Annotated in this window: 11 protein-coding genes; 2 read left to right on the plus strand and 9 right to left on the minus strand. The window is 67.2% G+C overall.

Going from position 1 to position 12242, the window contains the following annotated elements; all coding sequences use genetic code 11:
* Positions 1–112: 112 nt before the first annotated feature.
* The gene (locus tag CSW62_RS16530) at positions 113–1228 is read left to right on the plus strand and encodes an acyltransferase (RefSeq protein WP_099579648.1); all 1116 of its coding nucleotides are present in this window, start codon (positions 113–115) and stop codon (positions 1226–1228) included.
* On the opposite strand, the gene recN is transcribed toward CSW62_RS16530, so the two are convergent.
* From recN to lpxC, 3 genes are all read right to left on the minus strand, one after another.
* Positions 1225–2922 carry a DNA repair protein RecN gene (gene recN / locus CSW62_RS16535; RefSeq protein WP_099579650.1) on the minus strand — a complete coding sequence of 566 codons (1698 nt, stop codon included), beginning with the start codon at positions 2920–2922 and terminating at the stop codon, positions 1225–1227. The genes CSW62_RS16530 and recN overlap by 4 nt on opposite strands.
* 83 nt (positions 2923–3005) lie before the next feature.
* Entirely contained in the window at positions 3006–3935 is a 930-nt protein-coding gene (locus CSW62_RS16540) for an outer membrane protein assembly factor BamD (RefSeq protein ID WP_199170624.1), read from the minus strand.
* 99 nt (positions 3936–4034) lie between these two features.
* Complete coding sequence (lpxC, locus tag CSW62_RS16545) at positions 4035–4931, minus strand: UDP-3-O-acyl-N-acetylglucosamine deacetylase (RefSeq protein ID WP_099579654.1); 897 nt, start codon at positions 4929–4931, stop codon at positions 4035–4037.
* Between the two features lie 285 nt (positions 4932–5216).
* On the opposite strand from lpxC, the gene CSW62_RS16550 reads away from it, so the two are divergent.
* Positions 5217–7313, plus strand: a complete 2097-nt coding sequence (locus tag CSW62_RS16550; protein WP_099579656.1) for a S9 family peptidase — start codon at positions 5217–5219, stop codon at positions 7311–7313.
* A gap of 148 nt (positions 7314–7461) precedes the next feature.
* On the opposite strand, the gene CSW62_RS16555 is transcribed toward CSW62_RS16550, so the two are convergent.
* The 6 genes from CSW62_RS16555 to yajC all read right to left on the minus strand — a co-directional run bounded on the left by CSW62_RS16555 (position 7462) and on the right by yajC (position 12208).
* On the minus strand, positions 7462–8175 hold the full coding sequence (locus CSW62_RS16555; protein ID WP_099579658.1) for a squalene/phytoene synthase family protein: 714 nt from the start codon (positions 8173–8175) through the stop codon (positions 7462–7464).
* Between the two features lie 69 nt (positions 8176–8244).
* Complete coding sequence (locus CSW62_RS16560; protein ID WP_099579660.1) at positions 8245–8859, minus strand: urate hydroxylase PuuD; 615 nt, start codon at positions 8857–8859, stop codon at positions 8245–8247.
* Between the two features lie 75 nt (positions 8860–8934).
* Positions 8935–9288: an Mth938-like domain-containing protein gene (locus CSW62_RS16565; protein ID WP_099579662.1), complete on the minus strand. Its 354-nt coding sequence runs from the start codon at positions 9286–9288 to the stop codon at positions 8935–8937.
* Positions 9288–10235, minus strand: a complete 948-nt coding sequence (gene secF / locus CSW62_RS16570) for a protein translocase subunit SecF (RefSeq protein WP_099579664.1) — start codon at positions 10233–10235, stop codon at positions 9288–9290. Before secF ends, CSW62_RS16565 begins: the two co-directional genes overlap by 1 nt.
* An 11-nt stretch (positions 10236–10246) precedes the next feature.
* The gene (gene secD, locus CSW62_RS16575; RefSeq protein ID WP_099579666.1) at positions 10247–11845 is read right to left on the minus strand and encodes a protein translocase subunit SecD; all 1599 of its coding nucleotides are present in this window, start codon (positions 11843–11845) and stop codon (positions 10247–10249) included.
* A 57-nt stretch (positions 11846–11902) separates the two neighbouring features.
* Complete coding sequence (gene yajC, locus CSW62_RS16580) at positions 11903–12208, minus strand: preprotein translocase subunit YajC (RefSeq protein ID WP_099579668.1); 306 nt, start codon at positions 12206–12208, stop codon at positions 11903–11905.
* Positions 12209–12242 lie beyond the last annotated feature (34 nt).

The raw sequence follows: 12242 nt of genomic DNA on the forward strand, positions 1-12242 counted from the left end.
GAAGTCCCAGCAGGTTAGCAACGCCGTCCTGACGGGGGGAGTCAGCGATGTGGTAGCCTGTCAGGCGAAAACTGGCCCGGCCCTTGCGCTGCAAGGCTTCAAGGAGCCTTCGATGTTCAAAGCCGGCACAAATAACGCCCTGCCCGTCCTGTCGCGGGACGGTCCGCTGGACGCCCTGCGCTTCCTGGCGGCGTTGTTCATCGTGCTCTACCACGTGGCCGAGCGGGCGCCGGTGTCACTGTTCAGCCTGTCGCCGGCCTTCGGGCGCGGCTATCTGGCGACCGATTTCTTCCTGATGTTGTCGGGCTATGTGCTGGCCCGCACCTACGGTCCGCGCGTTCAAAGCTTGGACGTCGACACCCTGACCTTCCTGAAGCGCCGCGTGCAGCGCATCTGGCCGCCGCACCTGGTCATGCTGGCGCTGTTCGTCGCCTTCTTCGTCGGCACGTCCGCGATCGGCATGGCCCCGCAGAACCCGCAGTGGTTCCAGTGGGACCAGTTGCTGCCACAGGTCTTCCTGGTCCAGGCCTGGTTCGCGCCCGGGACCTCGGGCTGGAACACCCCGACCTGGACCCTGTCGGCCCTGATCGTGGCCTACGCCCTGTTCCCGGCCGTTTGGCGGCGCGTGGCCACGACGAAGCGTCCGCTAGCGCTGTTGGCCATGGGCGTCTGCGCCTATGTGGCCATCGACCAGGCCGCGCTGATGATCGTCGGAATTCCCGGCTATCAACTGCCGCTGCGCTTTGGCCTGATCCGAGGCGTGCCGCTGTTCATGATCGGCCTGCTGGTCGCCCGCCTGCCGGTGACGACCCTGGCGCGCCGCCAGGCCCTGCCGCTGGCCGTCACGGCCCTATCGGCCGTGGTCGGCATCCAGGCCCTGGGCCGGTTCGACTATTTCAGCCTCGCGCTGCTGGGCTTCCTGATCTACGCGGCCGGCGCCTCCAAACCCCGCGCCTGGCGCTGGGCCGGCGCGGCGGGCAAGCTGTCGTTCTCGCTGTTCCTGACCAACACCCTGACGGCCGTGGTGTGGTTCGGCGTGGTGCGGATGGTCGAGAGCAAGCTTGGCCTGACCTCGGCGGCGTCCTGGACGCTGTGGGCGCTGGCCATCCCGGCGACCATCGTCGTGGCGTGGGTGTTCGAGCGGCTCGTCGACGCGCCGTTGCAGGGTTGGATGAAGGGACAGTCGAACGCCCAGCGCGTTCCGACCGGCGCGCCAGCAGCCGCTTAAGCCATCAAGGCCCGCGCGGCGGCCCGCGCCGCTTCCGTCACCTCGGCCCCCGACAGCATCCGCGCGATCTCTTCCTCGCGTTCGGACGGGCCGAGCGGCTCGACCTTGGTGCGCGTCGAGGTGTCGTCGCCGGACTTCGAGATCCGCCAGTGGGCGTCGCCCCGCGCGGCGACCTGGGCCGAGTGGGTGACGACCAGGACCTGGGCGTTCGACGCCAGCCGCTTCAGGCGCAGGCCGACCGCGTCCGCAACGGCGCCGCCGACACCCTGATCAACCTCGTCGAATATCATCAACGGCTGCGGGCCGCCGCCGCGCCCCGCCAGCGCCGCCTTCAGGGCCAGGGCGAAGCGGGCCAGTTCGCCGCCCGAGGCGATGGCCTCCATCGGGCCGAAAGGCGCGCCAGGATTGGTCGAAATCTCGAAGGCGATGCGGTCCAGGCCGGTCGGACCGGCCCGGTCCTCGGCCAGCGGATCGACGGCGACGCGGAACTTCGCCTTTTCCAGCTTCAGCGGGGCCAACTCGGCCTCGACGGCCTTGGCCAGCGCGTCGCCGGCGGCGCGGCGCTCGGCCGACAGGGCGTCGGCCGCGTAGATATAGGCCTCGCGGGCCTCGGCGGCCTCCTTCTCGGCGGCCTTCAGGGCGTCCTCTGACGTCTCGATAGCTTGCAGGCGGGCGGCGAACTCGGCGCGTGTGGCGGGCAGATCCTCGACCAGGACGTTGAGCTTGCGGGCCATGGCGCGCAGGGCGAACAGCCGCTCCTCGGCCTTTTCCAGACGATCGGGCTCGAACTCGAAGCTCTCGGCCACCGAGTCGATGGCGGCGCTGGCCTCCTGAGCCTCGACCAGGGCGCGGTCGACGGCCTCGCAGGCGACGGAGAGCCGGGTCATGGCCGCGCCGTCGGCCGGCGCGCCGGCCTGCAGGGCGCGCTCACGGGCCCGCTCCAAGGCGCGATAGGCCTGGGCCAGCTTGCCGGACAGGGCGTCGCCGCCTAGGGCGTCCTGGGCCGAGGCGATGTCGATCATGGCCTTTTCGGCCGAACTCAGCAGGGCCCGCTCCTCAGCCAGGGCCGCTTCCTCGCCTTCGCGGGGATCGAGGCGGTCCAGTTCGGAGAGGCGGAGGGTCAGCTCCTCGGTCTCGGCGGCGGCGCGGCCGGCCAGGTCGCGCAGTTGCGCGGCGGCCTCGCGGGCGGCGCGCCAGGCGCTCCAGGCCGAGCCGACGGCGCCGACGCTGACGCTGCCGAACGCGTCCAGCAGGCTGCGATGGGTCTTGGGGTCCAGCAGGCCAACGGTCTCGTGCTGGCCGTGGACCTCGAGCAGCAGCGCGCCGAGGTCCTTCAGCACCCCGACGCTGGTGGCCTGGTCGTTGACGAAGGCCCGGGAGCGGCCGTCGGGCGACAGCTGCCGGCGCAGGACCAGGTCCTCGTCGCGGGCATAGGCCAGACCCTTGTCGTCCAGATAGGCGAAGGCGGGATGGTCGGCCGGCAGGGCGAACATGGCCGTGGCCGAGGCGTGGCCAGCGGCCCCGCGCCGGACCAGGCCGGCGTCGGCGCGCGCGCCGGTGGCCAGGCCCAGCGCGTCGAGAATGATCGACTTCCCGGCCCCGGTTTCGCCGGTCAGCGCGGTCAGGCCCTCACCGATGGCAAGGTCCAGGCTCTCGATGAGCACGACGTCACGGATGGAGAGGCCGATCAGCATGGTTCGCAAGATCGCCGGGAATCAGGATTTTTCAAAGCGCAAAGGTAGAACGAAACGGGACCAGACATCTGATCCCGCTGTTTCTACATGCCCAGGGCGCCCATCAGGCCCTTGCGGGACTTCTTTTCGCCGGGCGGCGCCAGGGTGGTGTCCTTGTCCTTCGACAGGACACGTTCCAGGGCGTTGCGCTTGGCGCCAGCCTTCAAAGGCTCGACGGCGGGGCGCAGGCCGTTGTCGTTGAGCAGCTTGTAGGCGTCGGCGTACCAACGGTCGCCCGGGAAGTTGTAGCCCAGGACCGCACCGTTGCGCTTGGCTTCGTCGGTCAGGCCGATGGTCAGATAGGCCTCGACCAGGCGGAACAGGGCTTCGGGCGTGTGCGAGGTGGTCTGGTGCTTCTCGATCACGGTCTTGAAGCGGCCGATCGCGGCCAGGGTCTGACCCTGCTTCAGGTAGTAGCGGCCAATGGCCATTTCCTTGCCGGCCAGCTGGTCGTTGACCATGTCGATCTTCAGGCGGGCGTCCTGGGCGTACTCCGTGGTCGGATAGCGCTGGACGACGTCGCGCAGCGCGGCCAGGGCCTGCTCGGTGGCGGCCTGGTCGCGGTTCACGTCGACGATCTGCTCGAAATAGCAGATGGCCTTCAGATAGTAGGCGTACTGGGCCGACGGGTTGCCGGGATAAAGCGAGATGAATCGGTCCGCATCGCCAATGGCGTCAGCGTACTGGTTGCCCTGGTAGTGGGCGTAGCCGGTCATCAGAATCGAACGACGCGACCATTCCGAATACGGGTGCTGGCGCTCGACCTCGCGGAAATAGTCGACGGCCTCGTTCCAGTTGCCACGGTCCAGGCGGTTGGCGCCCGTCGAATACAGCAGCTCGACCGGACGCTCTTCGTAGGCGAGGGTCGGCTTCTTGGCCTTGCCCGCGCAGCCCGCCACCGACACAGCGACAAGCATTGCGGCGATCGTGACGGCCGAACGTCCCTTGAAATTACGAAGCACGGAGTCTCTCACCCTCGAAGCAAACGTGCGCCCCAGCGCCGTGCAAGGCTTCTACACCACGCCGTCGAAGGCGCAAATGCGAACGCCGAGCCCGACTCCCGGAGACGCTATCTAGACCGCTTGAGCCAGTTCCGACGCGAGGGCGCGTAGGCGCCAGGCGCGCGGCTGGGCCATCAATGCCCGAACCACGGCGTTATTGAGGCCGTGACCGGCCAGGACGCCTTCGAAGCGGCCCAGGAGCGGCTTGCCCAGCACATAAAGGTCGCCGATGGCGTCCAGCGCCTTGTGGCGCACGAATTCGTCCGAGCGGCGCAGGCCTTCCGGGTTCAGCACGCGGTCGCCGTCGATGACCACGGCGTTCTCCATCGAGCCGCCGCGGGCCAAGCCGATGGCGCGCAGGGCCTCGACGTCGCGAACGAAGCCGAAGGTGCGGCAGTCGGACAGTTCGGCGCGGAACGATTCTTCGTCGACGACCAGATCCACGGCCTGACGGCCGATGGCCCGCGAGCCGAAGGCGATCTCAAAAGCCACTTCAAAACGATCAGACGGCAGCAGGCTGGCGCGCTTGTCGCCCTCCTGCACCGTGATCGGCGCCAGGATCTCGATATATTGGCGGACGGCTTCCTGCTTGCGGCGGCCGGCGCGGTCCAGGATCTGGACGAAGGGCTCGGACGAGCCGTCCATGATCGGCACTTCCGGACCGTCCAGCTCGACGACGCAGTTGTCGATCGACAGGGCCGCCAGGGCCGCCATCAGATGCTCGATCGTCGAGACGCGGACGTCGTCGCCATTGCAGATCACCGTGCCAAGTTGCGTCTGGCAAACCGCCTGGGCGGTCACGGGGACGCGGTTGTCGCGGTCATGCACATCGGTCCGCACGAAGACGATCCCCGCGTCGGGGGCCGACGGACGCACCGAGACGCGCACGTGCGCGCCCGTGTGCAGGCCGATCCCCGCGAAGATCACCGGTCCTGCGACCGTGTGCTGAAAATAACCCGAAGCCGACACTAGAGACACCTTATCGTTCGACGGACGACTCTGCGGTCGTCCTTTCGCCCCGACTACCATCTAGGAAGGATGCTGCGTCGCGGCAAAGCAAAGTCTGTTTCGGATTGTTACGCGCTAAGCGGCTGACTTAATTACAGTTTTGTCACACGAACGCGTACAGGGAAACAGACCGTCGATCGACGATCCGTGGTTGGGAATCTCGTGCCGGGGTCCCCTATCCCCTCGACGAAAGCAGGACTACGCTCCGCCGCCAAAGCGATAACCGTTTCCGGGAATTTCGGTTTCATGATCAAGAGTTTGCGTTTCGTCGCCGCCTCCGCCCTCGTCCTGGCCGCCGCCCTATCGGGAGCCGCCTACGCGCAGGCGCCCGCCAAGCCGCACGTCTTCACGGCCAAGGACATGGCCAGCCTGGATCGCCTGTCGGATCCGCGCGTGTCGCCCGACGGCCGCTACGTGCTCTATTCCGTGCGGACCATGAACTATCCGGCCAATAAGGCCGCGATGTCGCTGTGGGTCGCCGACCTGAAGGCCAAGATGGCCCCTCGCCGGCTAGCGATCTCGGACGGCGGCGCATCGAGCGGCCGCTGGAGCGCCGACGGCAAGGCCATCTACTTCTCGTCCAGCCGCGCCGGCGGAACCGAGCAGGTGTTCAAGACCGACGTCATGGGCGAGACCGCGACGCAGGTGACCTCGGCGCCCTTCGACGTCCAGGCCTTCAAGGTCGCCCCGGACGGCAAGACCATCGTCGTGGGCCTGGCCGTGTTCCCCGACTGCGCCGACTTCGCCTGCACCGAGGCCAAGCTGGCCGCGAAGACCGCCACCAAGGCCACGGGCGTGGTCTATGACCGCCTGTTCGTCCGTCACTGGGATGCGTGGAACGATGGGACAAAGAACCACCTCTTCGCCTGGACGCTGGACGCCAACGGCGTAGCGGCTGGCCAGCCGGTCGACCTGATGAAGGGCTTCGACGGCGACACCCCGACCAAGCCCTATGGCGACGACGCCGACTTCACGATCACGCCGGACAGCAAGGCCCTGGTGTTCTCGGCCAAGATCGCCGGCAAGGATGAGGCGTGGACCACCAACTATGACGTCTGGAGCGCGCCGCTGGACGGTTCTGCCAAGGTCCAGAACCTGACGGCGGGCAACAAGGCCTGGGACGCCGCCCCGGTGTTCTCGCCCGACGGAAAGTGGGCGGCCTATCGGGCCATGAAGCGTCCAGGCTTCGAAGCCGACCGCTTCGGCGTCATTGTACGTGATGTCGCCACCGGGCAAGAGCGCGAGCTGGCCCCGACCTGGGACCGCTCGGCCGACGCCATCGCCTGGAGCCGCGACGGCAAGACGATCTACGCCACCGCCCTCGACGTCGGTCAGGGCAAGCTGTTCGCCATCGACGTCAAGACCGGCAAGGTCACCGCCCTCACCGGCGACGGCCACGTCACCGCCTTCGACGTCGGCCCGGGCGGCCTGGTCTATGCTTCCGACTCGCTCAAGAGCCCGTCAGAGCTGTTCATGACCCTGCCCAAGGGGCCGCCGGTGCGCGTGGCCAGCGCCTCTGGCGAAGCGCTCAAGGACGTGGCCTGGGGAGAGCCCGAACAGTTCAGCTTCAAGGGCTGGAACGACGAGACCGTCCACGGCTTCGTCGTGAAGCCGGCCAATTTCGACCCCGCCAAGAAATATCCAGTGGCCTTCCTGATCCACGGCGGCCCGCAGGGCTCGTTCAGCAACAGCTGGTCCTACCGCTGGAACCCGCAGGTCTACGCCAATGCCGGCTACGCCGTGGTGATGGTCGATTTCCACGGTTCGACCGGCTACGGCCAGGCCTTCACCGACGCGATCAGCCAGCATTGGGGCGACCGCCCGCTGGAGGACCTGCAGAAGGGCTGGAGCGCGGCGCTGGGCAAGTACGCCTTCCTGGATGGCGACCGCGCCTGCGCCTTGGGGGCCTCGTACGGCGGCTACATGGTCAACTGGATCGCCGGCAACTGGTCCCAGCCGTGGAAGTGCCTGGTCACCCACGACGGCGTCTTCGACACGCGGTCCATGGGCTACGCCACCGAGGAGCTTTGGTTCACCGAGTGGGAAAACGGCGGCACGCCGTGGCAAGCCAACACGACCTACGACAAGTTCAACCCGGTCGATCACGTGGCCCAGTGGACCAAGCCGCAGCTGATCGTGCAGGGCCAGCTCGACTATCGCATCCCCGTCGAACAGGGCCTGGGCGCCTTCACCGCCCTGCAGCGCAAGGGCGTGCCCAGCAAGCTGCTGTACTTCCCGAACGAGAACCACTGGGTGCTGAAAGCCCAGAACTCGGTGCAATGGCACAAGGAAGTGCTGGACTGGCTGGACCAATGGACGGGGAACACGCGGCCGGGCAAATGATCTAGCCGCCTGAGCGCCCCCTCCGTCACGCTGCGCATTCGCAGCGCGCCACCTCCCCCGTTTCACGGGTGAGGAGGAAGCCGCAACACCTCCCCCGCCCGCGGGGGAGGTGGATCGGCGCGGATACGCGACGAGACGGAGGGGGCGCTCAGAGCGTCCCCGTCGCCACCGCGAAGGTCAGCCTTGCCTTCTTTTCCAGGTCGCTCATCTCGCGGCCCTTCAGGTAGGGCCGCACCAGCGCCGCCGGGGCCACGGCCGGGAAGGCCGCCACAGGCAGGCCCCTCACCTCGCCCCGCGCCGCCTTCAACTGCGCCTCGACGCGCTCGGCCACGTCGGCCTGCGTCCAGGCCTCCGGCAGCCGCGAGCGCCCTGCCTGCTTCAGCCGCCATAGCCCGGTCAGGCCGAACGCCCGGGCCCCGCCCTTGACGGCGTGGGGGTCGGCGCTGGGATCCAGCCGCCGCGCGGCCAGCACCGCCATGGCTCCGGCCGTGGCGTCGACATAGGCCAGCACCGCCGCCTCGTCCTTCAGAGGACCTTCGTCCAGGTCGGTGAAGCGCGCCTCGGCGAGAGCGGCCAGGGCGTTCGGGTCGAACTTCGAGGCGGCCAGGGCCTCGACATTGGGATGCTTGCGGGGCGGCTTGCCGGCGGCGATCTCTTCCATCGCCTCGCGCCACCAGGTGATGCGGATCTCGCCCATCAGGGCGTTGGTCACCCCGCCGGCCACCCGGGCCAGCTCGTAGTTCATGCCGTACAGCGCGATGACGTCGGCGCGCGCGGCCAGGTCGCCGATGAACCGGCTGGCCAGCCAGCGGTCGGGATCGACGCGGCGGACGAGGTCGTCGAGGGTTTCGGTATCGGCCATGAGCTCGGAAAAAAGAAAAGGGCCCGCCGAGATGACGGGCCCTCCCCTTACAGCGTGTCGTGTCCGGCGTCAGCCGAACAGAGTCTGGTTCATCGCCATGGTTGCCAGCATGGGCAGGCTGAGCAGCGTGTTGGTGCGCGAGAACAGCATCGCCGTCTTGGCGGCCTTGGCCTTGGCGTCGGCGTCGGCTTCGACCATGCCCAGGGCGATCTTCTGGTTCGGCCAGATGAAGACCCAGACGTTGAAGAACATCACCGTGGCCAGCCACATGCCGGTGCCGATGAAGGTGAAGCCCATGTCGACGCCGGGCGTGTAGCCGCCGGCCAGGCCCAGGGTCGCGGCTTCCAGCAGATAGCCACGGCTGAAGGCCAGGATCACGCCCATCACCCAGGTGAACAGCGCCGCCCAGCGGAACCAGAACAAGGCCTCTGGCGCGATATACTTGCTGATCGCCGGCTTCAGCTCGGCCGGGATCTGCGGCATCACCCGGATCTGCACAAAGTTGAAGTAGTAGAGCAGCCCGATCCACAGGATGCCGAACATCACGTGCAGCCAGCGGAAGATGGCCTGGAAGTAGCTGGCGTCATGGCCGTGCGGGCTGTGCCCGTAGCCAAGGATAATCACCAGGGCCAGCACGAAGCTGACGATGATGGTGTTGCGGAAGTTGGAGAGCAGTCCAGACATCGGTTTCCCCCTCGGATCCCTATTGCTTGGACGGGACCATAGGGGTGTTTCGGGAGTCGGGTAAAGTTTGGCGGGTCAGACCGCGATCAGCGCCGCTGCCAGTCGGCGACCTTCGCTGGCCAGGACGTTGTACGTCCGAGCCGCCGCCTCGGTGCTCATGAACTCCAGACCTACGCCGGCGGCCTTGAGCGCGTCGCGAACAGCGCGCGGCGGCAGGCCATTGTTGAGGCCCGTGCCCAGCAGCACGAACTCCACCGCCCCGCCGGCGGCGAACACCTCGGCGAAGGCCTCGGGGGTCAGGTCGGCCAGGGACGTGGCGGCCCAGTCGCGGGGCTGATCGTCGAGGATCAGCAGCGAGCCGGGCCGCCAGTCGCCGGAGACCCGGAAGCCGCCGCCGCCCCAGGCGTCGATGGACGGCGGCTGGCGCATCAGGGACGCGAGGCCGCGCCGAGCTTGATCGGCGTGGCTTCCTCGTCGTTCCGCTTTACGCCCCAGATCAGGATCATCGGCAGGGCGATATAGATCGACGAATAGGTGCCGATGATGATCCCGAAGATCATCGTGAAGACCAGCGGGAACAGCACCGGCCCGCCGAACGCCATCGTGCCGCCCAGGGCCAGCAGAGCCGTGGTGCCGGTGATGATCGTCCGCGACAGACGCTCGTTTTCCGACAGGTCGATGATGTCGCGCAGCGGCGTGGTGCGGTACTTGCGCAGGTTTTCCTTCAGACGGTCGAAGGTGATGACCTTTTCGTTCATCGAATAGCCGATGACCGTCAGCAGGGCCGCGATCTCGGTCATCGAGAACTCGATCCCGCAGACCGACAGCAGGCCCAGGGTCAGGACGATGTCGTGGATCACGGCCACGACCGCGCCCGTGCCGTACGACAGGCCGAAGCGGAACCAGATGTAGCCCAGGGTCAGCAGCAGGGCGACGCCCAGGGCCTTGAAGCCGGACATCAGCAGTTCGCCCGAAACCTTGGCGCCGACTTCAGAGCGGCTGGTAACCTTAAGGTCGGGGAAGCGCTTGATCAGCTCCGCCTCGACCCGCTTGGAGGCGACGCTCGGCGCCTCGTCCTTGCTGGGCAGGAACTTGACCAGGGCCGCATTCGGCGAGCCGAAGCCCTGCACCTGGCCGTCATGAGCGCCGATCTGGTCGAGGACCGCGCCCATCTCGGTCTGGGGAACGGGGCGCGACATGGTGATTTCCAGGGCGATACCGCCCTTGAAGTCGATGCCCAGGTTCAGGCCCTGGAAGACCAGCAGGCCGATCGAGGCGACGATGAGAATCGCCGAGATCACGGCCGCGACCGGCGCCCAGCGCACGAAGCGGAAATGGGTGGAACGCGGGATGTAGCGAATGAGGGGCCAACGCATGGTCGGATCTCCTATGCGATCGGCAGCTTCTTCGGCTTGGTGGTCTTGAACCACCAGCCGATGAGCACTTGCGTGATGAAGATGGCGGTGAACAGCGACGTGAACACGCCGATCACCAGGGTCCAGGCGAAGCCCTTCACCGGGCCCGAGCCGAAGCTGAACATGATCAGGCCCGAGATCAGGCTGGTGATGTTGGCGTCCAGGATCGAGGTCAGGGCCAGCTTGTAGCCGTGGTCGGCCGCCGCCATGGGCGTGCGCCCGGCGTTGGCCTCGTCGCGCATGCGCTCGTAGATCAGCACGTTGGCGTCGACGGCCACGGCCAGGGTCAGGATTAGGCCGGCGATACCCGGGAAGGTCAGGGTCGCCTGGGTCATCGACATGATGCCGATGATCATCAGGACGTTGACCACCAGGGCGACGGCCGCGAAGCCACCGAACAGGCCATAGGCCAGGATCACGAACACGAACATCGACGCCGCGCCGATGGCCAGCGAGATCGAACCGGCCTTGACCGCCTCTGCGCCGAGCTCGGCGGTGACGGTGCGTTGGTCTTCGATGTTCAGCGGGGCCGGCAGGGCGCCCGAGCGCAGCAGCAGCGAGAGCTCGTTGGCGCTCTCGGCGGTGAAGCTGCCGGTGATGATGCCGCTGCCGCTGGTGATCGGATCGTTGATCACAGGGGCCGAGATCACCTTTTTATCGAGGACGATCGCGAAGCGCTTGCCGTGGTTGCGCAGGGTGATGTCGCCAAACTTCTTGGCGCCGGAACCGTTGAAGGCGAAGCCGACGGCCGGTCGGCCATTCTGGTCGAAGGTCTGCGACGCATTGGTCAGCTCGTCACCCGAGACGATGGCGCGCTTCTTGACCACATAATAAGGGGCGTAGCGGTCTTCGCTCTGCAGCACTTCCGAGCCCGGGGGCAGACGTCCGGCCTGGACGTCCTCGGGCGAGACCGACTCGTCGACCATCTGGAAGGTCAGCTTGGCGGTCTTGCCGATGACGGCGCGCAGCCGCTCGGGATCGCTCTCGCCGGCCGCCTGGATCATGATCCGATTGGTGCCCTGGCGGTTGATCGAGGGCTCCTTGGTGCCCAGGCTGTCGATCCGGCGACGGATGGTCTCGATCGACTGGTCGACGGCCTTGGCGGCGTCGGCGCGCTGGGCTTCCGGCACGAAGGTGACTTCAATGCGGTTGTCGCCCTTGCCGGAGACGGTGACGTCCTTGCCGCCGATCACGCCGGCCAGCGGCGCGCCGAGATTCTTGCGCAGCAGGTTCAGGGCCGCCTCGTAGCGCGAGGCGTCGCCGATGCGGACGCTGATCACCTCGCCCTGCTGAGCCAGTTCGCCGAACGGGATCTGCTCGCTCCGCAGCTGGGTGCGGGTGTCTTCCATCAGGTCGGACAGACGCTCGCGGTGCAGCGCGTCGGTGTCGACCTCATACAGCAGATACGAGCCGCCTTGCAGGTCGAGGCCGAGGTTCAGCTTCTGGTGCGGCAGCCAGCCGGGCATGGCGTCCAACGTCTTCTGCGGGAGGACGTTGGGCAGGGAGAACAGGATGCCGAAGATCACCGACAGGGTGACGGCGATGATCTTCCAGCGGGAGAGGTTCAGCATGGATCAGGGACTTTCAGGCGACGTCGCTAGAACGCCTCGCGATATTCTGAGAGCGTCTTAGTTCTTCGCGTCGTTGGCGGGCGCCGGATCGCCCTTGGCGCGGACCTCGGTGATCATGCCCTTCAGGACCTTCACGGTCACGCCAGTGGCGATCTCGACGCCGACTTCCTTGTCCTCGACGCGCATGATCTTGCCGATCACGCCGCTGGACAGGACGACCGTGTCGTTGCGCTTCAGGTTGGTGAGCATCGCCTGATGCTCCTTGGCGCGCTTCTGCTGCGGACGGATCAGCATGAAGTAGAACAGCACGACCATCAGCAGGATGGGGGCGAGCTGCAGGAATTGAGCGTTCAGACCGGACATGACGTCTCCAACAAAACCGATGCGGCGCGCCAGC

It is taken from the genome of Caulobacter sp. FWC2 (assembly GCF_002742625.1).
GTDB lineage: Bacteria > Pseudomonadota > Alphaproteobacteria > Caulobacterales > Caulobacteraceae > Caulobacter.